Origin of the sequence: Bacillus sp. 7_6_55CFAA_CT2 (genome assembly GCF_000238655.1) — a bacterium.
Taxonomy (GTDB): Bacteria; Bacillota; Bacilli; order Bacillales; family Bacillaceae_G; genus Bacillus_A; species Bacillus_A cereus.
Genome location: NZ_JH414712.1, coordinates 116,223 through 140,882, shown reverse-complemented (window position 1 = coordinate 140,882; position 24,660 = coordinate 116,223). Strand labels below are relative to the sequence as shown.

Sequence of the window (24,660 nt, the reverse complement as noted above, 5' to 3'; positions counted from 1 at the left end):
CACATCGTTAAATTTTGTTTGTGTCCTTTAAGCATTTAGCAAAATAACAATACAATATATTAAAAACTAAATAAACATTAAAATTTATTTGTATCATGAAATAATCTGAAGACTTCATCCAACATATAAAAGCACAAAATATTTAAACAAAACATAGAATTATTTCAAAATTAATTTTGCAACTGAATTTTCACACCAAAGATAAATATATAAATAAGAAAAAACCTCTTTATGAGGTTTTTTCTAGTCCTATACTTTAATAATAAAATAAGCTGTTTTTATTATAAACAATAGGTTAGCAACACCATCTTAACATATAAAAATAAAAAGTCTATGTGTCAATTTTTCAAACTCCCTATAGTTTTTATGAGAATACTAAAAAGATATAACTAATAAAAAATGTAGGAGAAGTAATAGACTTAATTTATGCTGTTTCCAGTTTACCTATTTAACTAAATTAAGACAGTTTTAGAAGATCTAGAAAGAATAATCTCATTTTATTACTAAAAAATACAACATATTGTTTAGATTCAGTCAAAATAGTAGTTAATCTTCTACTTAAGATAACAATTTTTTAGCTAAACTAGATTATTAGAATTGACACTTTTGTGTACATTTCTATTACTTCTAGCTCACTATTAATTCTCACCTTACAAAAATGGTATATATATACATTTTAATTCGATTTCCTGTAGTTTATGAGAAGAAATATACTATTTTTGAATGAATATCATTACATTTCCCTTTAATTTGTTTCATTTTTTGTAAGTTGTTATCCTACTAAATGAGGGTAATCATCACATATAAAAATTAGCATTAACTAAAAATATCAAAGACATTCATATTTTTATATCAGTATCGGAGGTTACAGCAATAATTCTTCAGAATATATTTTAAAAGGATTTTTATATTGCCAAATATAATTTTTTTAAAATTATAAATTAGAAGTGAGGAGATATTATTATGATTATAAAAAAACATCCATTTCGTACTCTAGCAAAAACTGCTGTTGCATTAACTATGATAATTCCTACATCCCAAGCCATTAGCCAACCGTTTGCGTATGCTCAAGAAAATATAACCAAATCTCAACAACAAGTAGCACCATTTTGGAATAAAAACAAAGATTATCCAGGCGAATCTTATGTTACATATGAAGGTAAAGTTTATCATTCTGTATATTGGGTAAATGCAGGTACCTTACCTACCCAACAATTTAGCGGATGGGAATTATATACTGGTTCAGAATATATACCTGACAATAGCGATCCAAATGATTTATTTGGTGAAGGAATAACTTGGCCAACCCATGTTTTTGCACCATATGTAGATAACGGAATGAATCCTCAAAATCTATTAAAATATGCCCAAGAAACAAATACTAGTTTCTTTACGCTTTCGTTTATAGTGGCTGATAAAAATGGAAATCCAGTATGGGGAGGAAGTCATACCCCTATTGGAGATGGTAACTTAGATGATCAAATAAAACAAATTAGAAAAATAGGTGGAGATGTTAAAGTATCCTTTGGTGGAGCAAATGCTGGTAATATCCCTGGATTAGGTGCAGATCTTGCTGCAGCTATTACAGATGTAAATAAATTAAAAGATGCTTATAAAAGTGTAATTAACACATTACATTTAACACATATGGATTTTGATATTGAAGGAGTCTTAGTCGCTCACCCTGAATCTATTGAAAGAAGATCAAAAGCAATTGCGTTATTACAAAAGGAATTAAAAGCTGAAGGTAAAGATGTAAAAATTGGTTATACCTTACCAGTAATGCCCTATGGCCTAACTAATGATGGGATAAATGTGATTCAAAGCGCTATAAAACATGATGTAGATTTAAATTCTATTAATATTATGACTATGGATTACGGACAACAAAACCAACAAATGGGACAAGCTGCAATAGATGCTATTAATAGCTTGCATGGACAGTTAACTAATTTATATAAAGGTACTATTAAAGATTCTGACATTTGGAAAATGATTGCTGTTACACCTATGATCGGAAAAAACGATACTCAAAATGAAACTTTCACATTAAATAATGCAAAAGAATTGTTCCAATTTGCCAAAGAAAAAGGTATTGGGGAAATTAGTATGTGGTCAGTGTATCGTGATAAAAAAGCTACTGAAAGTTGGCAAATTGGTCAGGCAACTGGAGATGCTTCCGGTTTACCCGATGTAGAAGATGGTGCCTTCTCTAAACTATTTTCTGCTTTTAATAGTAATACTGAAATTGACATAATAGCTCCAACAGCTCCTTCTAATCTACGTTCAGTTAATCAAACAGCAACAACTGTTGAGCTACAGTGGGAGGCTTCCACAGATAATATTGGTGTGAAAGAATATGAAGTTTATCGTGATGGAAAAAAAGTAGGAACAACAAAAACAACACGTTATGAAGATGCGGGATTACAAGCCAATACAAAATATAATTATAAAATTAAAGCTACAGATGCTGCAGGAAATAAGTCAAAAAGTAGCAATGAAGTTTCAGTTACAACAAAGGAAGAGAATCCAGAACAAACAGCTCCAACAGCTCCAACTGAATTACAAGCATCAGAAACTACTACAAACAGTGTTCATTTAATATGGGAAGAATCCATAAGTAATGTTGGTATAAAAGAGTATGAGATTTATCGTAACGGTACGAAAATAGCTACAAGTCCTTCAACTTACTATACAGATGAAAATTTACTGGCTAGTACTGAATATAGCTATATGGTAAAAGCTATAGATACTCAAGGAAAAGTTTCAGTTGCGAGTAATGAAATCAAAATCACAACAAAAGATACCTCCTCTTCTGAGTATAAGGCATGGGATTCGTATGCTGCATATAAAAAAGGAGATAGAGTAGAACATCAAGGTAAAATTTATGAAGCAGTTCAAAGTTATCAAGGATACGGTGATCCAAATTGGATTTTCTCATTAGCTTTATGGAAAGTAATTAAATAAACCGTAATACTATTAAATAAAAGACATCTTTCTTTTCAGATTGATGTCTTTTATGAATTGAAATTTATATTTTACAAATCTATTCTTTCATTTGCCCTAGACTATATATTTTCTATAGGTAATTCTTATTTTACATTACTATGATTTGATTAAGCATCATATTTTCTAAGTTAAGACAAAGTTTACATTTTTAATAGTTCGGACGAAAGTCCTAACTTTTAAATCTTTTTAACTATATATACAATTAAAAGAAGGTTTTAAGATGCAGACGAACACTAATACTATAGAGGACATCTATCAGGAGATATTAAATGGAAAAAGAAATAGATTCCCACCAAATACTTGGAAATTAGATAGAAATAATCAATTGGCCAGAAGAGTAACAAAGTATTTAGTAACAAAAATTTTGAATTGGAATGAAGAAGAGATAAAACAGAATTGGAATAACAAATTGATTGCAAAGTATCGATTACGTGGTGTATTGAAGCACAAATATAATAATAGTCCATATGCGATGATTAATGATTTATATCCGAATCAATTTAAAGAATGGGAATTTAGAATGACACCATTAAATTTTTGGACGAAAGAAAAGGCCCTACAATTATTAAAATGGTTAATTGAAGAAGAGGAGAAATTACCACCACAAAAACTCTTGCAAATTTATGGGCAAAAATGGTTAATTGAACATCGACTAAGTGCACCTCTAAGGGTGATTTGGAATGGAAGCCCGTATGCGATGATTAATGATTTATATCCAAATCGATTTAAAGAATGGGAATTTAATAAGGCTCCTAATAAGTTTTGGACGAAAGAAAAAACATTACAAGCACTAAAATGGACAATTGAAGAAAAAGAAAAATTAAATCTGGATCAATTGAAGAATATATACGAACATAAATGGTTAGCCCAATCAGGATTGCGTGGAGCCTGCCAATTATATTGGAATGATAGTCCATATGCAATGATTAATGATTTATATCCAAATCAATTTAAACAATGGGAATTTAAGATGACACCTAGTGGTTTTTGGACGAGAGAAAAAGCGCTAGATGCATTACGGTGGACAATTGAAGAAAAAGAAAAGCTGACAGATAATCAATTATTACAGCAATACACAATGCAGTGGCTTAAAAGCCATAGACTATGGACACCTGTAGTAAGATACTGGAATGGAAGCCCATACGCAATGATTAATGATTTATATCCAAATAAATATATAAAAAGTTCATTCAGAGGATATATAAATAAAGCTTAATATTATTAGACATAACTTAATTAAAATGAAAGCTTAACTTGATAAACAGCAAACTATATTTTCTTGATGGGAGAAATATCTAATAACTAATTGGCACGATTAATAACAATAGAAAAACAGTAAAAAATGCTATTGGTTTAAAAATGAATTTAAGGTTTTAGAGGAGGATATTTATGCAAGCAAAAAAAATTCTATTTATTTTTAAAGTGATTAGGCTATTAGCAATAGTTATCTTATTTCTTCTCTTTTATTTTACACATCAATTATCTTATCTCTATTTTTCAATTCCTTTCATTCTTGAAAGGTTCACTAGAAATATTTTAAAAAACAAAGTTTTATAGATGAAAACAAGCTAGCAACTTCAGCAATGAAGCAATAGCTTGTTTTCATCTATCCTTCCCCCCCATTTTTACATATTTATTACTCCTTTTCATATGTCTCACAAGTCATTAATATAATTCCACCATTTAAGCTCTTCTGCCCCAGTATCTAAAACTTAAGATTTTAGCATTATATTAATAAAAAAAGTAAGAAATTTATATGAGGATTTCGTTATAGATTTTTCTAAAATGAAAATTTTGTGAACTTTATAACAAGATAACTTGTTAAACCATTTTCAATAACTTATAATCTTAACTGTGTATGGTGTGTATGGTGTGCATCATAGACAGTCACACTTGTCGATTGAGAGGTATTTAAATGAAAATTATTTTAAATAATGCATCAAATCAACCTTTATATCAACAAATAAAGGAACAAATTAAAGATTCTATATTTAATAATGAATTGACGGAAGGTGAACAATTACCATCAATCCGTGTATTGGCTAATGATTTACATGTAAGTATGTTAACCACAAAAAGAGTTTATGCGGAACTAGAATCCGAAGGTTTTATCGTTACCAGGGTTGGAAAAGGTACTTATGTAGCATCTACAAACTTGGAATTATTAATGGAATCTAAGCGTCATATGGTTGAAGTAAAATTGACAGAAGTGTGCAAAATGGCTCGAAGTATTGGAATCCATAATGAGGAACTCTATTCGATGTTAGATTTAATCTTAAAGGAGGAAAATGAAGAATGAATGCAGTGTTAGAAGTGAAGAATCTAAACAAAGCTTATGAGAATTTTTCATTAAAAGACGTGACATTTTCACTTAACCAGGACTGTATAACTGGTTTTATTGGTACTAATGGTTCTGGGAAAACTACTACTATTAAAGCTATCCTCGGGCTCGTACTCAAAGATTCGGGTAAAATTAATTTTTTAGAAAAGGATATAGATAAACATGAACGAAAATCCAAAAATAAAATTGGTGTCGTGTTAGACGAAGGGTACTTTTACGATGAATTAACATTAAAAGAAATGAAGAATATAATCGCCCCTTCCTATACTAAATGGGATGAGCAAGTTTTTTTAAAGTATATTAAACGATTTAATTTAAATCTAGGACAAAAAATTTCTACCCTCTCCAAAGGAATGCGAATGAAATTTGCAGTTGCTCTAGCTTTATCCCACCACGCAGATCTATTAATAATGGATGAACCCACAAGTGGACTTGATCCATTGGTTCGAAGTGAACTAATAGACATACTTCTAGATTTTATGAAAGAACCAGGAAAGAGTGTCTTTTTTTCTACTCATATTACCTCAGATCTAGATAAAATAGCAGACATGATTATTTTGATAGATGATGGTCAAATATTAATTGATGAAGAAAAAGATGCACTAGTGGAAACACATGCATTAGTAAAAGGTGATAATCAATTGATTAATAATCAAACAGAAAAACTCTTTTTGAATTTGAGTCAAACTAAATATGGATTTGAAGGGATTACTCATAAAATAGATGATGTGTGCCGGCTTATGCCTGGTGTTTTGATGGAAAGACCAACTATAGAAGATATAATGCTTTCTTATATTGGAGGAAATACATATGCTTATTAATCTTGTTGTAAAAGACATACTATTAGTAAAAAGATATTTTTTTATTTTACTCGTTTTCGCAGCTATTGCACCAATCTATCTTTCTACTCAGTTACACCTCAACGATGGTGGACTTATTGGTTTTCTTTTAACAGTAGTTTTTATGGAGCATATTTTGTTTGGTACAATATCGAAATTCGAAGACCAATACAAAGGAGCAGCTTTACTTTGTGCAACACCATATACTAGAAGTGCCTTTGTAAAAGCAAAATATCTCTTTCTATTGGTAGTTTTTCTTTGTGCCTCAATTATTCGAATGATAATTTCAATTATTATACCATCTGGTATCGAGAATCTTAGTATAAACGCTCTCGGAATAACATTCTTAGTTGTTAGTATTTTGTTTGGAATATTACTCCCTTTCCAATTTAAATTTGGTTTTGATAAAACAAAAATGATTTCTTTTATTGTTGTCTTTTTGACACCTTTTGTAGCTCCTACTCTTATAAAAGAAATTCAGTTGAGCCATCTAAATTTTACACTCCCTCTTCCATTTCCATCAATTATCATGGCATGGATGCCTTGTCTCATTTCAATAGTTATTAGCATTATATCAATGATAATTTCACTGAAGATATATGCAAAAAAAGATTTATAATTAGTTTAAGGGGCATTTTAAAAAATATGTTTTATCGTCCCATACTTATCGAAGTTACGTCAACGCACAAGATACTTCAGTTCTCAGCGTAGGAACTACTGACAAAACCTACTAAGAAAGCTGGTAAATACGTCGATATTAGCAGGTATCTGTCACTTCGAACATTTCGTTATTTACTTTCTAAATCTTGAGCATTGATCTATGTCTCGATTAAAATGCATCCCTTGTCAATTAAGTGATGTATTTTAGATACTTATTTGTTAAAAAAGGAAGGATGAATGTTCAATCAACCGACACAACTACTTCTTAGGAAGTGTGTTATAGTTAATTCAGAATCAATACTGCTTAGCAGCATTAATTCTCACCTATCTTTTATTTATTTGTTTTTACACCAACTTAAAGGAAAGACCAACTATATTTTTAGTTGGTCTTTCCTTTTGTTATTAGAATACGATTAAGAATCACTTAGTTTATATACACATTACTATTTATTTTACGATAATGTACATATGCTTCCGATAGAATTCTACCGTTCTCTTAATAAAATATGATAAACATAACTAGTTAAGGTACCTTTCAAAAAAATCAAAACAAAAAGAACTTGTAATATATAATTACAAGTTCTTTTTATCGTAGCTTCAACACATTGGAACTATAGACTTGTAAACAACAACATTAAAGGAAGGGTGAATTATCCCTTTAAAATGATTATATAACTAATATTCATATTTTGAGATTGAAACCTTGAACATTTCGTTAATTTTAACGATTATTTTAATATTCTTCATTTTTAATTTACATAAACATGTTAATTTCTATACATTATAATAAAAATAATATAAAAATAAAAATATATGTGAAATTTTTTATATTTTTTTTGATAATCATAAAATATTTTATTATTATCATTGCATTTTCACTCTAATATTACCATGTTTGTAGATTGCTATTAGAGATTTACCTTCTAAAACTTACTTAAAATTGGTTAGTATTGAATACATTGACTGAAAATTGAGAAATCAAATGCATATTGATACTATTATCATATAAATTATCTGTCAGTCTAACTTCCATTACCCACAATAATGTTTTTCTATCTATGTATAGAAATAATTTATCTGTCAGTAATTTATAGTTAATTATCATATATTAAAAAGGAGGAAGTAAAATTATGAAGAAGCAAATCATTACAGCAACTGCTCTGGCTGCAACATTAGCTACAGCTGCATTACCTACAACATCAGTATTTGCTGCTGAGACAGTTGCTCCTATCCAACAACAGGAATCACAAGTTAGTATTCAACCGTTTGCACAAAGTAATCTAGAAACGGCTGTTCAAGCTGCATTAAATGGCCCCGAAGTAAAAAAATAAAAGTATTTGAGCATGAATTTAATGTAAAAGAAATTGAAGTTGTGGATCGAGGTGCAGCTGGTAAAGATGTATACGGACAAATCTCTCATCATTTAAGCTTCCGTCCAGATGATCAACTTTACTATAAATTCACAAAAAAAGATGGTGAGGTAACGGGATTCGAATTCCATATTGATAGAGGGGGCTGGACACCGATTGTAGCTCCACTTTTATCAATTCTTGCTGCATATAACGGAATTCCTGTTAATCCAAATGATTTAAATTCACTCGGTCAACAACTTGGAAAAGTTATCGATGGTAGTTGGGAACATGCAGGACAATCTATTGCTACTGCAGTTAGTTTAAGCTTTAATGAGAAATAAGCTTACAGGCATTATTTAGGGTTACAGAGAAGTATTATTCGTAAGTTTTTCTAAAATGATATTATATGTAACAAATCCATTTCTAAATTCAATGCAGTAATAAGAGAGAGACTCTCCCCAAAAGTCTTTTGATCTCAGATATGGAATTCATATAATTTTGTCACATAATATCTTAACAAATAAAAATTTACATTAATAATTATGTAAACATTACCAATTTTAATAATTCATTGTACTTCGGAAAACAGACGTCTAGTTTAAGACTTCTGTTTTCTTTGTATAATATTAGATTTGAATTGTATGCCTTATAAAGTACATGAAGTATGATAATATACTTTGTCATCATTTCACTAAACTTGCACATGATTATTTTGGCCTTTCCACCCTTTTATGATTACATTTCTAAACTTATGTTCCCAGTGCACGATGGCTTTTGAGCAAATCTAAATGAGAATATCCCACTCTAAATTTTAAACCTAACACAATATTTTAAGGCAAATGAAAATAGTAAATCTGATGGTAGCTAACATATTATCTTATTTGACTTACTTTCTTTTTAACTTTACAAACCTTTTGGTACCTATTATAAATTTGGCACTATTTATAAAAACTAAATTTTCAAATTAATACAGTCTATTATTCTCATGCTGGACTTTATGCATATGGTAAAAGCACCTAAATTATTATATAAGACTAATCTGTTTAAAATCAGGAGAGATATAATGAAGAAAATAAAGATTATAAAACACTTAAAATTCGGGATTCTTACTTGTTTTACACTAGCGAGTTTATGTACAACTTCAATAGTATTTGCTGATAGACATTCAGGTTATTCATATGACTCCGATTTAGGTTATCGAAATCCAAACTGGATGTCAAAATTGGAAGATACAAAAAGAATAAGCGAATTATCTATTCCAGGTACTCATGGTTCTATGGCTTTACATGGAGCGAGTTTTATTGATGAGAATTTGACAAGAAATCAAACAATGCCCCTACCTCAGCAGTTCAATGCAGGAATACGGTATGTAGACATGCGTGTGAAACGTGTGAAAAATTCTTTTGCCATGCAGCATGGTATTGTAAATCAAAAAGCAATGTTTGAAGATGTATTAAAAGAAACAATCCAATTTTTAAGAGACAACCCTCATGAAACAATTTTAATGCGCTTAAAAGAGGAAACTGATCCAGAGAACGGCTCACAGTCATTCGAGGAGATATTTAAAAGTTATAAAGACCGTAATGTGTCCTACTTTTGGGAACCTAATTCTGTTCCATTTTCAGAAAGAAATAACCCTAAGTTAGGAGATATCCGCGGAAAAATTGTAATACTACAAAACTTCGCAGCATCTCAAGAATACGGTATTAATTATGAATCATTAAATATCCAAGATAATTTTGAAGTTAGCGCTGGACCGGATGGAATGTATGAAAAATGGAGTGCAGTAAAAAACCAGCTTCTAAAGGCAAATAACGACTCTAACAATAATCATATCTATCTCAACCATTTTAGTGGTACAGGTGGCGCTACAGCATTATGGAATAATTATTATCCTTGGTTTGTTGCAAGTGGAAAGGAAAATCGAGATACTGGTAGTAACCCACAGTTAATTCAAAAAAACACAACAAATGAATGGAAAGACTTCCCTCGTGATACAAACGGTCAAGTATTTTATGGTGGAATGAATACAATGGGGACAGATTTCATACTACAAGGTGGTATCAGACATTCTGGTATCATTGCAGCTGATTTTCCAGGTCCAGGTTTAATAGATAGTATCATTAAATTAAATGGGATAAACGTTAATGAAAAAGAGATATTAATTTCCCAAATTTCTTCTGACTCTAAGCCATTGCCTGGAGAAAAGAACCGATCCAGCCAAAACTTTAGTATAAATAATTTACCCCCAGGGACAATCGGTTTAAAATGGATTATTGAACCTACCCAGGGAGAGACTTCTGACAGTATCTCTTTCAATATTATGGTCGATGTTTCTCTGGGTCTAGATCGTGTTAGTTGGAGCAATATTTCAAATGAGTCCAGGACTGCAGCAGATACAAATTCTAAATATTATATCGCAAATCCAAGTGGTGTGAATCACCCATTTACAGTAAAAGTATATGCTATCACCAATTAAATTTTTTAAAGGATTTCTTTATCCCTCCTTCGGCTTAAGAAGTTCAATTACCTTATGTATCAAAAGAGCAGTCTCTCCAGGTATGCTATATTAAAGGAAATAAAGAATCCAGTGAACTTAAAAAAATTTCATGTGACATATCTTTAGGATTATAAAATAAAAAAGAATCTAGAAATTCCACTAGATTCTTTTTTGTTTTTGGAAACAATTCATATTTAGATTAAAATGTTTTATTTTATAAAAATAATTAAAATACAAATTAACAAACCGCTGAACGTCCTAAAAGTAAAAGTACAATAACTACAATTTCATTCCATGTTGGTAATTGATTTATTTCAACTTTATTCGCGGAAACACATTATATAGAAAATAACATTTCTTGGTTTCGTTCCCCGTTACTTTCATATAAATACATAATCATATCACCTTTCTATATATAATTTATTTATAGTAAAGGCGTTCCTTCTTGATTTCAAATAACTACTTATGACCAATGAGCAGTAACTACCGTATCTTAATGATACTTATAGCATAGAAAAACTGACTGTAAAACACATTCTGTTTTCTTAAAATAACGATATAAAATCAATAAGTAATAGTTGATTCTCCTATTCTTTCTCACAACTAAAAAATTATTATAATAATCATTACACTAACTACCCATAAACTCCATATATACTACAGATTATGTTTGTATGATACGTATATCAATAGAAAGGGATGATATATATTGCTGACAATTTATATAATATACCTGTTTTTATCAATTGCTATCATGCTATTTTTATTTACAAGTACAATCGGTTAATTTTATAGATTATATCAAGCTCGCTTCTTTTCATACAAGAGAACGTCTATTTCTTCACTAAATTAAAGAGAAAATCCTATTACTATCAAGTCGAAATTAGAGAGATTCAGTTTAAGAGAAAGCGTTCTTCTTTTTCTATAAAGCTAAGTCATTATCTTAAAGAAGATATAGATATCTTTCGGTTCCCTCCTACATATAAAGCAATTTACCCTGCTTCCTAATACCCACTGATTTGTTACACAAAAATAAAAATTTGAATTTCAAAACACCCAGGAATACAATGAATATAGTATATACCTTATTTTTTAGAAAGAAGGATTGAACACGAAAACCAAAGTAGCTAAATCAATTCAAAATTTACAATTGAAATCATTTGAAATGATGACAAATTCTGTTTCTTTTAAATCTATTTTGCGTGGAACTGGTATGACTTTTGTAATTATTTTTGGATCATCTTTCATTAACAACTCTTCTTTATTTTCATTAAATTCTTTGATGGTGATATTGGGTTTCTTTTTAATCTTTACGCCATATATGTTTAATATTGCTGAGAAGTCTAATATATAACTTAATTTCCGACGTTTAATCATTGACTTAAAAATTTTAAGCACCCAAAACAAGAAATTCACACACTTTTAATTAAAAGGTGTGAATTTTTTGTTTGGGTCTATTTCCTCTTAAATTTATAATTAAGTGTTACTACTTCAATTAATTAATTTTTATTTCTAGTTTAAAATTATGCAAATGGGTAGCCTGTATCTTCTCTACAATACAATCCCCCCTATTTAACTATTTATATTGTATAGATTACCTAATCCCCCATACAAAACTCTAAAAGTATCTTCATTTTTTATATTATATTTATATAGAAGTTTCCCTTTCTTGAAAACATACTATACTATAAAATTAAATTAACAAATATTATTTAATGGAGGTTCATAATGAATAAAACAGAACTAATTAACCAAGTATCTGAGAAAACATCACTTACTAAAAAAGAGGCTACCGTATCTGTACAAGCTATCCTAGATCAAATTACGCAATCTCTTCAAAAAGAGCAATCCGTACAGTTAATTGGATTTGGTACATTTGAAGTACGTAAGCGTTCTGCACGTACTGGTCGCAATCCCCAAACGGGCGAAGAAATGCATATCCCAGGAGGAAAAGTACCTGGATTTAAAGCTGGAAAAGCTTTAAAAGAGGCTGTTAAATAAGGTTTAATTATCTATCTAAAAAGGAATGGAGATTTTTATCTCCATTCCTTTTTAAATTAATCATATATTTTTTCGGAAAATAATTAACTAGTTATTTATCATTTTCACGATTTCCATACCCCACACACTCTTCTAGTCGTGGTATTTGTTTTTTAGATGCTAGGTGCATCTTTTACTGCTAATTTTTTCTGACTTAAATAAACAGCTCGATCCGATTTTTTTGCAACTTCCTGAGAATGCGTTACAACAATTACACATTTATTTTCTTGATGAGCGAGCTCCTGGAACAAATCAATAATGTCATTTGCTGTTTCTTCATCAAGGTTTCCTGTCGGCTCATCCGCAATCAATAAATCAACATTACAAGATAGTGCTCGGGCAATTGCTACACGTTGTTGTTGTCCACCGCTTAGTTGTAAGACATTTCTTTTCGCTTCTACTTCTGTGAGTCCTACCTTCTCTAATAATTCTAATGCTCTTGCTTTTTTATTTTTCACCTTTACACCTGTAATTTCCATTGCCGTTAGTACATTCTGAATGGCAGTCATATAGGTAATTAAATTATAGGATTGGAAAATTACGGATACATTTTGATTACGGTATCGATCCAAACCAATTTTTCGAATATCCTTGCCATTATAAAGTACATAACCATTTTTAGGTATATCAAGCCCACAACCTAAGCTAAGCGTGGTGGTTTTACCAGATCCAGATGGTCCTAAAATCGTGTAGAAATGCCCTTTTTGAAAAGAAAAATTAACATTATCTAGTATCTTTACTTTTTTTCCGTTACTTTCATAATAATAATCTAAGTTTTTAAATTGTAAAATCGTCTCCATATCGAGCCTCCTTATTCATCTTTTAAAAGAATTTGTTTTGGATTTAAGCGTAGAATATATAATGCTGGCAAAATAGTTGCTAATATAGCAATAGCTAGTCCAATCCCTCCCATTTTCCCTACGTCTTCTCCTGTTACACTTACGTTAATTTTATCTATTGGATCCTCTTTTTGATTTTGTACAGTTCCACCTGGTCCAGCCACCATTACAGCCCCATTTTGTGAAGTGTCTGTTTCTTCGCCTGCTGTAGCAACTTCACTCGAAAGTAAATTATCCCCTACGAATTGAGAAACTTTAGCTCCTGTTGTTAGAGATAATCCAAATGCTAAAATAGCGATACATACTACTTCTACTATGAACTGCGCCATCAGTTTCCATTTTTTCTCTCCAATGGACAATAAAATTCCCATTTCCTTACGACGTGCTTTAATCGATAACATAATAATTAATCCTAAGATAATTGCACCTGCAATAGATACCATATAGATAATCATTTGAGAAGTAGAAGCGATATTTTCGATAGGACCAATCATTTGTTTGTACAACGAATCATGTGCATCTAACTTAAAATAATTAAAATCAATATCAGATTTTTTTGCTTCTTTTTTAAATCCATCAATGTATTGTGGATCGTTCAAGAAGTACACGGCTTGAAAACTATTACCCATACCGTCATCTGTTTCTAATTTTTTTAAAGTAGAGTAAGGCATATATAGCTTATTAGCTGGATCCATCATAGGAGGAGCATGCTGACCCATTGGTTGCTCATTTGTTTCATAAATACCAATAATTTCAAATTCAAGAGTTTGCTTCTTATCCCCTGATTGAATTTTAATCTTATCTCCTACTTTCAAATTGTTTTGTTCCGCTAATCGTTTTTCCATTAAAGTTACATTCTGATCTTTCATCTTTTCTGTAATTGGTTTCCCATCAATGATTTTACTTTTTCCATTTTTAAAATTTTCTTGTAATACAGTTTTACGAACTCCTTCTATCATAAGAGAAGAATTCATATCTATTTCTGAGCCCGAACCTGATCCACCCGCTGCTGCCACCATTCCAACTCTACCTTTTCCTTCATCTTCTCCTTCTGAAGCACCTACTAGTTTAAATCCATCCGAAATTCCGAAAGTATTGGTTATGTAATTATAATCTTTTACATACTTGGACTTCGCTAATTGATCTGCTTCTTTAATGTTGAGCTTTGGTGGCTTAGGCATCTCTCCAGTTTCCCTAGTTTGTTGACCTAATTTATCAAAATCAAGACCTAAAGTGACATCTGCACCTAATTTTTTTCTTGCTGCATCCGCAGCTTTTTTTGATGCATTTTGAATTGCGAATCCGGCCAATACTAAATTTGTAACAATCAGAAAGACCGCCATCAAAATTAATGATGTCCCGACTCTTTTTTTCATACTGAGAATTGCACGTTTCATAAAGTTCATTTTTCCTTACCTCCTTGATAATTTGTATTTTATATAGGTTATCTAGAGTCTATATGAAGCTTATCTGGAGTTTATCTAGAGATATTAGGGCTTATCTGGAGTGTATATGTGGTGTTTCGTTAAAATAGGTAAGAAAAACTGGAATACAAGTTAAAATACTTAATTTATTTTGAAGATTGATAAGAAGTAGTCCATTTAATAGTGAATGAGGACAAACGAAATACTAATAGAATAAATTTAGTCACCAACTTGATTAACTAGGGAAATGCATACAAACATGGGATAACACCTTCCATTTATAACCACAGTATAGGATGAAAAACTATAACTGGAAAATAAGCCTCTTTCATGGAATAACAATGTGGTTATTTTTCTTCTTCACATTTACCACTCCCAATACATCTAGTCCCCACACGGTAAGCACAAATAAAAAACCACCGAAAGGCGGCTAAATTTTTAAACGTCCATTATTTGATCTGTTTATTTCACATTTTTTGTTAGTATTTCCTTTCATCATATCTAAAACAGAGCTATTTTCTTAGTGACAAGGTCGATCAAACTATATAAGCGGCTAATCCATTCTACTCATTCGCCATATTATGCATCATAATCTATAAAATACTTATCTACAAATCAAAGACCTAAAAAAGAAAAAATCTGAAACCCCTTCTGGCATAAGGAGTTTCAGATTTTTTTATTTTAGTAATACCCTTTGCAACAAGTTGCCATTAGGATAGTGTATCAGCAACTTGTAGCTATTACTATGAATGCTAGATTCCTCAAAATTATTCCATATTTTTTCATTATATTTATATTATTCTATGCTTTGTTCTAAATTATAATTCCATATTTATGGACAAAAGTTTAAATTTATGGAATTTTGTACAAGCTATTTATACATCATTCTTAATTAGGAGGGATTCTTTATGTTTGGTCTAGGAAAAAAAAGAACTCCATTTGGTGATTATTTAGATCACAGAGGAATCAAACAACAATGGCTTGTACAAAGAACTGGATTAAGTAAATCTCTGATAAGTGATTTAGCAAATAAAAAGGATCGTATTCCCACTTTAACATCTGCAACTAAAATCATTAGAATACTAAAAAAATTTGATAAGCATATTGATTATCAGGATTTTTGGAATATTGATATTTAAAACTTCTAGAATGTACTACACATCTAATTGTCTCTAATCCAATCGTGTAGATTACTAAAAACATAGATTTTTCCCTTTATAACTATTGATTATTTAACACTTATAATACAAAAATTACTTTTATTAAAAAGGAGATAAATTTCTATTTAGCTCTGTTCATATCCCCGCTTAAAATAATTAATGATTACATCCCACTTCATTTTTGACAAATCAATTCTTTAAAGACATTTTTATTAGAAATTCTAAATTTCGTTGTTTTTTATCCAGAAGCCTTAATATACATTTGATATTATTCTAAAATTTATAGCGCACTATTCGAACATTTTGTGAAAACCACCAAAAAACATCACAAACTACTAGTAGTAGGTATTAATTTCCTGTGTTTGTTCCAAACACCGTGTTAAACTGAAGGGGTTTAACAGATCTACTCTAATAACATTAATGAAATGGGGTATTTACTTGAACTTTCCACAATTAAAAATCGGGCATATGATGCCAAAGGTCCCAATTCTACAGGGAGGAATGGGCGTAGGCATTTCATTAAGTAAACTTGCATCTGCAGTTGCAAATGCTGGAGGAATTGGGATAATATCAGGAACTGGTATTTCCATAGATGAAATGAGAATGCATATTAGGAAGGCGAAAGAAAAGATTCGGAATACTGGTTATATTGGAGTAAATGTCCTTTTTGCAATGAATGATTTTGCTGAAAAAATGAAAGCAGCCATTGAGGAAAAAGTTGATTTCATCATATCTGGTGCTGGCATTTCGCGAGATATGTATACTTGGGGGAAAAATGCCGGCATACCAGTTATTTCAATAGTTTCCTCAGCCAAACTCGCTAAATTATCTGAACGATTGGGTGCAGCCGCTGTTGTAGTAGAGGGGCATGAAGCAGGAGGACATCTGGGTACCGAGCGACCTTTATTCGATATCTTACCGGAAGTAGTTGCAGCAGTCGAAATTCCCGTAATTGCTGCTGGAGGAATTATGACCGGGAAAGATATTGCTCGTGCCTTAAAAATGGGTGCATCTGGTGTGCAAATGGGGACAAGATTCGTTGCAAGTAATGAGTGTGACGCACCACTATCCTTTAAGGAAAAATATATAAATGCTCGATTAGAAGATACTATATTAGTCAAAACAACTGTCGGTCTCCAAGGTCGTGCGGTAAAAAATAACTTTACTAAATTAATAGCTGATAATAATAAAAAAATAAAAATAAAAAAGTGTATAAATTGCTTAAAAAACTGTTCTTATCGTTTCTGCACGCTAGATTCTTTGATAACCTCTATGGATGGTGATTGTGAAAATGGTCTTGTTTTCGCAGGTGCACGAGTAAATGAAGTCAAAGAGATTTTGCCCGTCCAAACAATTATTAACAATATTATGATGGAATATAGAGCATGTATTTAGCGTAGCATCCATGTATAGTTCTTTAAAAAATATTTAATGTTGTAAATTCTTATTTTCCTGACGATACATCAACTAATAATTATGGGCATTATTGATCATAAAAAAGAACACCTAAAAATGCTGTAGGTGTTCTTTTTTATTTATAATTGGATAATTTCTCTTATTTCTTCTATAGGTAACTTCGTAAATTTCGCAATATCCTCTACAGACATTCCGTTTTTATACATACCACATACCAATTGTATACGCTCGGCTTTTTTCCCTTCTTCAATACCCTTTTCAATACCTTTTTTGATTCCTTGCTCCTCTGCATGAGCAAACTTTGCAGCTTCATCCATTAGGGTTTTTTCCCTCGCTTCATAGGCTTGTCTGAAAGTCGAATCTTGACTCATTCGCTCCCACTTATTCATTGCTTTTTGTAAAATCGGATCTTGATTCATCGCAATGTCCTCCAATGTTTGAGTTAAGTGTTCATCTTCATTTGCCGGAAGTAATAACAGCCAACGAACAAATGAATCTTCCCACGGATTAACCTTCTCTTCCCGCCATTGTTCCATTAATTTAGGAAGCTCTATAACATGAATCTCTATATCATCACTAAACTGCTTTTGCTGTTGTACATTCCATAGCTTTCCCGTTGTATGAAATTCCTCATATTCGGGAAAAAGTACGAAGTTTAACAAATTAATAGTAATTGTTTTACTAAGAGAGCTGTAAGGCATCCCTTTTTGTAACTGTGAAGTATATAATTTACCCCAGTAATACAAACTTCGTTTAATCATGTCGTGATTATTATTCAGCTGAATTTCTACGTTTACTTTAGTACCTGTGTCTAATGTGGCTGAGACATCTAAAATTGATAATTTATCATCCTCGTGTTCTCGATGTAAATGTGGATCCTCTAATTGTAGTGACATAATAGGTGATTCTAATGAATTCTTTAGCATGGCATTTAAAAATGTGATAAGAATATCCTCACTACCACTTGTCCCAAATAATTGCTTAAAAGCAAAATCAATTCGTAAATTTACTAATGACTTGGTCATGACTTTCCTCTTCCTGTCTAAGAAACTCTCTTTTCTTTATTGTACATAAAAATTAGGTAATCATGCAAATAGGAACATTTACAAAAGATAACGCTATCATTCTTTTCAAAAATATAGGTTCACTAGAAGATAAAGGTACAATTAATAGTTAATTTGGTGAATTATAACATATATTATCTTTAAATAATACCTATTCAAAAAAATAATGGATTATTTGTGACATAATTGTTAAATGTAGGGATTTAAAAAGGCTTTCTATATAAAAAAATAGAAAGGTGATGGTGTACGGATAAAATATAAGGGGGATTTATATTATGTTTTCAAAAAAACAAAAATTAGTAACAGTGGTTACCACTCTGACGCTAGGATGTGGATTAGCTTTCGGATTAACTCCTACTTCGGCAGATTCTATAAGTAATCCTACTCCTATTAAGGAAGAAGAAGTAAGAATACAAATACCTTTCACTGGATATGTTATTTCTGCAGATGATAATTATTTGGTTGTAGCTGACACTAATACAAAAGAGGAGGCACTTTCTTATCAAAATAATTGGTGGGAATTAGCTTCTCAGAATAAAATTTTACGTGTTCCTATTACTAGCAAAGATAACTATAGCGTAGGTGAAAAACTAAATATATTTTCCGTAGGATGGACTCACTCTATTCCACCAATCGCTGTTATGCCTGTTATCGAAAAAATAATTGAATAAATTATATATTTTTTACAAAAGAAGATAGCCCTTAAAAATGGCTATCTTCTTTTAAACTCATTTATTCTAAATTGCACTAAAGAAGTTTTGTTTGTAACTATCTTTATAAATTTATGCTATAACAACGCTTGTGCACTTTTGTATTTACTGAACTATGGCTTGTTCTTCCTTCTTCATAGCTCTAATGGATTGAGCTACTTTAACCATCATAGAACATTCTATCCTCTTGCGGAAGATTTTACAGCTGAACTCATGTGTTCCCTTAAGGGAACCCGTTGCATGTATTGTATTAGCTGGGCAACCGCCGCTACAGTAAAGCTGTGCCCAACATTCCTGACATTCCGTTTTTGAATAGCAATTACTCTTCTTAAATTGAGACTGTATCTCTGTTTTTGTAATGCCATCCCAGATATTCCCCATACTATATTCTTCTTCCCCAACAAACTGATGACAAGGAAATATCTCCCCCCATGGGGTAATAGCAAGGTATTCAGTCCCAGAACCACAACCAGAAATTCTTTTTTGAACGCATGGACCTTCTGAAAGGTCAAGCATGTAATGATAGAAAGTAAAACCGCTTCCTTTTTCCTCACGGTTTAGCATTTCCTTCGAGAGAATTTCATATTGATTGTAAATTTCCAAAAGATCTTCTTCACCGAGCGCATATGGTTCTCTTGGATTACAGATAACGGGTTCCATTGATATCTTATTAAAACCTAGATCAGCGATGTGATAAATATCATTGGTAAAATCGACATTATTATGGGTATAGGTTCCACGTACATAATATTCTTTATCTCCACGCTTCTCAACAAATTCCTGAAACTTTGGAACAATATGATTGTAGCTACCCTTCCCATTGACAGTTTTACGTAGATAATCATGAACTTTTTTTCTTCCATCAAGGCTTAATACAACATTGTGCATTTCCTGATTCAAGAAGTCAGTAATTTCATCATTAAGCAGCATACCATTTGTAGTAAAGGTAAAACGAAAAGTTTTTTTGTACTCTTTTTCTTTATTTCTTGCATAGGCGACAATCTGTTTGACAGTCTTCCACGCCATGAGTGGCTCCCCACCAAAAAAATCAACATCGAGATTTTGATGATTACCTGAGTTTTCTAATAGAAAATCGATGGCTCTTTTTCCAACTTCATAACTCATGATGGCCCTATTTCCATTGTATTTTCCTTGGCTAGCAAAGCAGTATTCACACGACAGATTACATGTATGCGCAACATTAAGGCAAAGAGCCTTCACATAAGTGGGACGATTTATCAAATCAATTGAAAGGTCCTTATAATCATCATCGGTAAAAAGCTTCCCATCTCTTTTTAGTTCTTCAATATCTGCAATTGTTTCTCGAATTTCCTTCTCGGAAACGTGGAAATCATATTTATACTTTTCCTGCATCATTGACAGGATTTCTACCATAGGAGTATTCTCATATAGCATAATTATTTCATAAGCAAGATCGTCAACGACATGTACCGAACCGCTATAAGTATCTAATACGATATTGTATCCATTTAATTTATATTGATGAATCATACTGGATAATCAAACTCCTTTTTCATAAAGATTGCCGCCCATATAAAATATAACTGAGTACAATACTACTTGTTTCCTATCTATTTATTGTATTTTCACACTTTTGATTTGCAACTCCACATGAGGTTTTACAAGCAGACTGACAAGATGTCTGACATGCACCACACCCACCATGTTTTATAGTATCTTGCAGTTTACAAGTGCTCAGTGTTATAATTCTTTTCATTGTTTATAACCTCCTTTTGAAATAATTTTGAAGAACTAAGGTATATATTTGTGAAAAAAATCACAATCATATACCTTAGTTCTTCATATTGTAATTATTTATACATTCATAAATACGGTACGTGAAATTACAACATTTATCTTATAATAAATATGGGCGTTTATAACTTTGTGCTACAACTATAAAAAGTCAATCCCATTGGAATTGACCTTTTATAAACCGTGGCAACAGAAGGATGTCATAAAACTAGGATTTGATATTGTAGCATTTCACTTGTGAAAAGTATAACATGATTAACTAAGAATAGATGTGTCAATCCTTGGAACATTAGCTATAACTTGATTTTTTGAGTATATATAATAGTTAGTGGGCTATAGAATTCATCCTATATCACTATTAATAATTAGCATTTTTTAATAGTGATATAGGATGTCTAAAAAAATTCTATTTTTTTAGACATCCTTTTTATCTATTTTATTAATAATCCTGTAGGAGTAACTTGATATGTTTTTTTCTTGCCTACAAATTCCTGTTTACTATTCTCAAGATTAGTAAGTGTGGCACGGGTCTTTTCCTTCTGTGCTTCTCCCTCTATATGAGTAAACTCGATATAATCCCCTACCTTAACTGGAACGGTTTGGCTTTCAGCATTTTGTTGTCTATTTCCTACAATTTCTTTATTGTACAATATATTGCCCGATGAGTTTTGAACTTTAATGCTTGCATACGTACTAGTAAAATAGGAATGGGGGATACCCGCTTCTAATTTAATCTGCATTTTTTCTGTTGCTTTGTTATACTCTACTTTTGCGATTTCTCGATCATTATATCCCTTTAAAGACCAGTTAAATTGATTTCCATCTAAAACTGTTGTTTCTGGCATTTTTTCTACTTTCTTCAGGCCTTCTTTTGTAACTTGATATCTTGCTGTCTTTCCAATGGTTTCATTTTTGTTATTTTCAAGGTTAATTAAAGTCGCTCGCGTCTTTTCCTTTGTTGCTTCCCCTTCTATATGAGTAAGTTCAATGTAATCCCCTATTTTAACGGGCACAGTTTGGCTTTCAGCATTTTGTTGTTTATTTCCCACGATTTCCTTATTGTACAGAACGTTGCCAGAAGCATTCTGGACCTTAATACTCGCATACGTACTAGTAAAGTAGGAATGGGGTACACCTGCTTCTAGTTTTACCTTCATCTCTTCTACTGTTTTATCATAATTTACTTTTGCAATTTCTCTATCACTATATCCTTTTAATGACCATGCAAATTGATTTCCATCTAAAACTGTTGTTTCTGGCATTTTTTCTACTTTCTTTAGACCTTCTTTTGTAACTTCGTATATGGCTTTTTTTCCAAAGCTCTCTTGTTTACTATTATCTACATTTGTGAGAGTAGCTCTATGCACACCTTCTAGATGTGTTAACTCTATATAGTCTCCTACCTTGACCGAAACTTTTTGCGATTCAGCATTTTGTTGTTTGTTTCCATAAATCTCTTTATTATAGACCACTTTACCTGATGTGTTTTGCACTTTAATACTTGCATATGTACTATCAAAGTAGTTATGTGGTACACCTGCTTTTAAATCAATTTGCATTTCTTCTGTTGATTTATTTAAATTTACTTTTGCGAATTCAAAATCTCCAATCCCTTTCAGCGACCATGCAAACTGGTTTCCTTCTAAAATATTATTTACATTAGGTATATCTGGTTTAATTGGATTAGAATCCGTCCCCTTCCAAATCTCTGCTGTTAAAATAGGATATCCTAATGCAGCTACTTTTTGAATGGTATCGTTATTTGGACGTAATCCCCACTTCTCAAAGAAAGGAATCAAATTTTGTTTGGCTACTTTTGATGCTGAAATCATAAATAATTGTTTTTTATTTTCATCGGTTTGTGGAAGTTCACTTGAAGGCATGTCTCTATACAATTGATGCAATTTAGGATAGAAATCCTCTCCATACGCTAACTGTAGTTGCCAAAGCATAACAAGCTTTACAAAAACATCGCTAATTTCATCATAATTTTTATTCCCTTGTTCTAGATATTGAAATGCTTTTGGATAAATTCCACTTTTCTCTAAGTTGGATGGTTGATTAAATGCTTTTTCTACAGAAAGGCTGTATATATTATTTTGTACTTCTGTCATATTATAAAACTTCCAGGGCGATTGTTGTCTCAAATGTCCTGCCTCATGCCAAGGGCCCCAGCCATCTGTTACAAATTTATTAATATCTAGCACGTATTGGATTGCATCTCCTACATATGCTGTTCGATAAGAAGTTGCATACATATAATAATCAGGAGAATGATTTTCTTCTACGTAATGAACATAATGTTTATCTACTTGTTCTTCAGATAATCCAGCTACTTTGTCTTGAATTCGAGTAGCTTCATCCATCTTTTTTAAGAGTTGTACAGGATCTGTATTAGAACCCAACAAATATTTCTTAACACGTGCAGGGCTGGCCGTAATTAATACACGTTCGCCTTTTAACTCCACTGCATGTGCATTAGGATACTGGTCCAGCATGTTTATTAAATCTTGTTTCGTATGCTTTCCTAGTTCAAAGAAAGGCATAGTCGTTCCACCTGTTGTGATTGTTGTTCGAATGGTACCCCCTTGTTGTTTATTATAAAAATAAATCATCCCCCCATTTGGAGATTGGATTGTGTTTATACCAGGTTTTAATGTAAATGATTTTATCTTTGAATCTTCTCTCCAAGAAGCATCATACGAATACGTTCCAATATATACCTGAATATCTTGATTACCTTCCACATTAATCGTTATTTGTTCATTTGGCTTTGCATATAAACCAGTTGGTTCATATGGACTAAATGCCATACTTTTTCTTTCCTGTTGTTTCAGTATCTCAACATCCCCTTTTCCTGGGACTGTAAATGTTCTATTTTCTGATTTAACTGATTTTTCACTTTGCAGTGATGTCGATAATTTTTTTTGTTGCTGCGTTTCCTCTGCAAAGACATCTGATGAAGAAGCCATTCCAGAAGCAATTATAGTTAATGTTGCAGTAGCTACTAGTATTCTTTTGGTTTTATACTTTGATTTATTCCCCATAGTATCTCCCTCTCATTTCCTTGATCAATTTAATAGTTTTGGTTTCTTTAGCATGTATTTACGTGCAAAAACAGTTCATGAACTTGTATTTATTACTTTTTTACATAGTCCTCCCTTATTCTATTTATAATTATATTTTGATATTATTTTATGACACATATTAATACAACTTTATAAAATATCAATCAATAATGAGCTTTTATGTTTTGATTTGGTATGCTTAACTATCTTATAAATCAAATAAATTACATAAAGGTATTCATTTCGTATGAATAATACTTTAAATCAAATTATTTTCAGATTAATAATTCACAAAAAATTAATATTATGTAAAATCCTATCAATGAAATAAATACAAATTGATTTGTCATATATACATTGAAATCACTAAGACATTTACTATCATCCGAATAATTAATTCCTTTTTCTATTTCAGTTTAATTTTTAAGTTATTAGGAGATAAAAAAAGCGAATCTATTTTGA

General features: G+C 31.3%; 17 protein-coding genes and 1 pseudogene. 11 read left to right on the top strand and 7 right to left on the bottom strand.

The features are described from left to right. Positions 1-963: 963 nt before the first annotated feature. From HMPREF1014_RS24135 to HMPREF1014_RS24105, 7 genes and pseudogenes are all read left to right on the top strand, one after another. Positions 964-2,967, top strand: coding sequence for a fibronectin type III domain-containing protein (locus HMPREF1014_RS24135; protein ID WP_000584412.1), 2,004 nt, complete (start codon positions 964-966; stop codon positions 2,965-2,967). 262 nt (positions 2,968-3,229) lie between these two features. After that, positions 3,230-4,225 (top strand): DUF4046 domain-containing protein, encoded by a 996-nt coding sequence (locus tag HMPREF1014_RS24130; RefSeq protein ID WP_001194341.1) that lies wholly within the window; start codon positions 3,230-3,232, stop codon positions 4,223-4,225. Positions 4,226-4,924: 699 nt separating this feature from the next. Beyond that, positions 4,925-5,308: a GntR family transcriptional regulator gene (locus HMPREF1014_RS24125; RefSeq protein ID WP_000691660.1), complete on the top strand. Its 384-nt coding sequence runs from the start codon at positions 4,925-4,927 to the stop codon at positions 5,306-5,308. Then, on the top strand, positions 5,305-6,171 hold the full coding sequence (locus HMPREF1014_RS24120; protein WP_000994766.1) for an ABC transporter ATP-binding protein: 867 nt from the start codon (positions 5,305-5,307) through the stop codon (positions 6,169-6,171). Before HMPREF1014_RS24125 ends, HMPREF1014_RS24120 begins: the two co-directional genes overlap by 4 nt. Beyond that, on the top strand, positions 6,161-6,808 hold the full coding sequence (locus HMPREF1014_RS24115) for an ABC-2 transporter permease (protein WP_000906775.1): 648 nt from the start codon (positions 6,161-6,163) through the stop codon (positions 6,806-6,808). The genes HMPREF1014_RS24120 and HMPREF1014_RS24115 overlap by 11 nt, the downstream gene beginning before the upstream one ends. A 1,171-nt stretch (positions 6,809-7,979) precedes the next feature. Then, positions 7,980-8,542, top strand: a pseudogene (locus tag HMPREF1014_RS24110) (methyltransferase). 722 nt (positions 8,543-9,264) lie between these two features. Continuing rightward, positions 9,265-10,680 carry a phosphatidylinositol-specific phospholipase C gene (locus tag HMPREF1014_RS24105; protein WP_000721291.1) on the top strand — a complete coding sequence of 472 codons (1,416 nt, stop codon included), beginning with the start codon at positions 9,265-9,267 and terminating at the stop codon, positions 10,678-10,680. A gap of 1,158 nt (positions 10,681-11,838) precedes the next feature. On the opposite strand, the gene HMPREF1014_RS31395 is transcribed toward HMPREF1014_RS24105, so the two are convergent. Further along, positions 11,839-12,108: a hypothetical protein gene (locus HMPREF1014_RS31395; RefSeq protein WP_000498950.1), complete on the bottom strand. Its 270-nt coding sequence runs from the start codon at positions 12,106-12,108 to the stop codon at positions 11,839-11,841. A gap of 321 nt (positions 12,109-12,429) precedes the next feature. On the opposite strand from HMPREF1014_RS31395, the gene HMPREF1014_RS24095 reads away from it, so the two are divergent. Next, positions 12,430-12,702, top strand: coding sequence for an HU family DNA-binding protein (locus tag HMPREF1014_RS24095; RefSeq protein ID WP_001043922.1), 273 nt, complete (start codon positions 12,430-12,432; stop codon positions 12,700-12,702). Positions 12,703-12,854: 152 nt separating this feature from the next. On the opposite strand, the gene HMPREF1014_RS24090 is transcribed toward HMPREF1014_RS24095, so the two are convergent. Both HMPREF1014_RS24090 and HMPREF1014_RS24085 read right to left on the bottom strand, forming a co-directional pair. After that, complete coding sequence (locus tag HMPREF1014_RS24090; RefSeq protein ID WP_000447832.1) at positions 12,855-13,541, bottom strand: ABC transporter ATP-binding protein; 687 nt, start codon at positions 13,539-13,541, stop codon at positions 12,855-12,857. A gap of 11 nt (positions 13,542-13,552) precedes the next feature. Then, positions 13,553-14,986 carry an ABC transporter permease gene (locus HMPREF1014_RS24085; protein WP_001010235.1) on the bottom strand — a complete coding sequence of 478 codons (1,434 nt, stop codon included), beginning with the start codon at positions 14,984-14,986 and terminating at the stop codon, positions 13,553-13,555. Positions 14,987-15,912: 926 nt separating this feature from the next. Between HMPREF1014_RS24085 and HMPREF1014_RS24080 the strand changes: the two genes are divergently transcribed. Together HMPREF1014_RS24080 and HMPREF1014_RS24075 are read left to right on the top strand one after the other, a co-directional pair. Next, positions 15,913-16,143, top strand: coding sequence for a helix-turn-helix domain-containing protein (locus HMPREF1014_RS24080; protein WP_000467331.1), 231 nt, complete (start codon positions 15,913-15,915; stop codon positions 16,141-16,143). 441 nt (positions 16,144-16,584) lie between these two features. Further along, on the top strand, positions 16,585-17,559 hold the full coding sequence (locus tag HMPREF1014_RS24075) for an NAD(P)H-dependent flavin oxidoreductase (protein ID WP_000871005.1): 975 nt from the start codon (positions 16,585-16,587) through the stop codon (positions 17,557-17,559). 140 nt (positions 17,560-17,699) lie between these two features. Here HMPREF1014_RS24075 and HMPREF1014_RS24070 read toward each other — a convergent pair whose 3' ends face one another. Further along, positions 17,700-18,605 carry an Rpn family recombination-promoting nuclease/putative transposase gene (locus tag HMPREF1014_RS24070; RefSeq protein ID WP_000167466.1) on the bottom strand — a complete coding sequence of 302 codons (906 nt, stop codon included), beginning with the start codon at positions 18,603-18,605 and terminating at the stop codon, positions 17,700-17,702. A 314-nt stretch (positions 18,606-18,919) separates the two neighbouring features. Here HMPREF1014_RS24070 and HMPREF1014_RS24065 point away from each other — a divergent pair, with 314 nt between their 5' ends. Continuing rightward, on the top strand, positions 18,920-19,315 hold the full coding sequence (locus HMPREF1014_RS24065) for a DUF3221 domain-containing protein (RefSeq protein ID WP_000491771.1): 396 nt from the start codon (positions 18,920-18,922) through the stop codon (positions 19,313-19,315). A 144-nt stretch (positions 19,316-19,459) separates the two neighbouring features. Here the strand turns inward: HMPREF1014_RS24065 and scfB are convergent, their stop codons facing one another. The 3 genes from scfB to HMPREF1014_RS24050 all read right to left on the bottom strand — a co-directional run bounded on the left by scfB (position 19,460) and on the right by HMPREF1014_RS24050 (position 24,177). Beyond that, positions 19,460-20,866 (bottom strand): thioether cross-link-forming SCIFF peptide maturase, encoded by a 1,407-nt coding sequence (gene scfB, locus HMPREF1014_RS24060; protein WP_000581826.1) that lies wholly within the window; start codon positions 20,864-20,866, stop codon positions 19,460-19,462. Between the two features lie 76 nt (positions 20,867-20,942). Then, the gene (scfA, locus tag HMPREF1014_RS24055; protein ID WP_000821352.1) at positions 20,943-21,092 is read right to left on the bottom strand and encodes a six-cysteine ranthipeptide SCIFF; all 150 of its coding nucleotides are present in this window, start codon (positions 21,090-21,092) and stop codon (positions 20,943-20,945) included. 469 nt (positions 21,093-21,561) lie between these two features. Then, positions 21,562-24,177 carry a putative mucin/carbohydrate-binding domain-containing protein gene (locus HMPREF1014_RS24050; protein WP_000527244.1) on the bottom strand — a complete coding sequence of 872 codons (2,616 nt, stop codon included), beginning with the start codon at positions 24,175-24,177 and terminating at the stop codon, positions 21,562-21,564. Positions 24,178-24,660: the final 483 nt, after the last annotated feature.

Coding starts and splice junctions, on each gene's coding strand:
- HMPREF1014_RS24135 (WP_000584412.1), top strand. CDS start 964: ATGATTATAAAAAAACATCCATTTCGTACTCTAGCAAAAACTGCTGTT.
- HMPREF1014_RS24070 (WP_000167466.1), bottom strand. CDS start 18,605: ATGACCAAGTCATTAGTAAATTTACGAATTGATTTTGCTTTTAAGCAA.
- scfA (WP_000821352.1), bottom strand. CDS start 21,092: ATGAAAAGAATTATAACACTGAGCACTTGTAAACTGCAAGATACTATA.
- HMPREF1014_RS24075 (WP_000871005.1), top strand. CDS start 16,585: ATGAAATGGGGTATTTACTTGAACTTTCCACAATTAAAAATCGGGCAT.
- HMPREF1014_RS24080 (WP_000467331.1), top strand. CDS start 15,913: ATGTTTGGTCTAGGAAAAAAAAGAACTCCATTTGGTGATTATTTAGAT.
- HMPREF1014_RS24120 (WP_000994766.1), top strand. CDS start 5,305: ATGAATGCAGTGTTAGAAGTGAAGAATCTAAACAAAGCTTATGAGAAT.
- HMPREF1014_RS24115 (WP_000906775.1), top strand. CDS start 6,161: ATGCTTATTAATCTTGTTGTAAAAGACATACTATTAGTAAAAAGATAT.
- HMPREF1014_RS24125 (WP_000691660.1), top strand. CDS start 4,925: ATGAAAATTATTTTAAATAATGCATCAAATCAACCTTTATATCAACAA.
- HMPREF1014_RS24130 (WP_001194341.1), top strand. CDS start 3,230: ATGCAGACGAACACTAATACTATAGAGGACATCTATCAGGAGATATTA.
- HMPREF1014_RS24085 (WP_001010235.1), bottom strand. CDS start 14,986: ATGAACTTTATGAAACGTGCAATTCTCAGTATGAAAAAAAGAGTCGGG.
- HMPREF1014_RS24090 (WP_000447832.1), bottom strand. CDS start 13,541: ATGGAGACGATTTTACAATTTAAAAACTTAGATTATTATTATGAAAGT.
- HMPREF1014_RS24050 (WP_000527244.1), bottom strand. CDS start 24,177: ATGGGGAATAAATCAAAGTATAAAACCAAAAGAATACTAGTAGCTACT.
- HMPREF1014_RS24065 (WP_000491771.1), top strand. CDS start 18,920: ATGTTTTCAAAAAAACAAAAATTAGTAACAGTGGTTACCACTCTGACG.
- HMPREF1014_RS24105 (WP_000721291.1), top strand. CDS start 9,265: ATGAAGAAAATAAAGATTATAAAACACTTAAAATTCGGGATTCTTACT.
- HMPREF1014_RS24095 (WP_001043922.1), top strand. CDS start 12,430: ATGAATAAAACAGAACTAATTAACCAAGTATCTGAGAAAACATCACTT.
- scfB (WP_000581826.1), bottom strand. CDS start 20,866: ATGATTCATCAATATAAATTAAATGGATACAATATCGTATTAGATACT.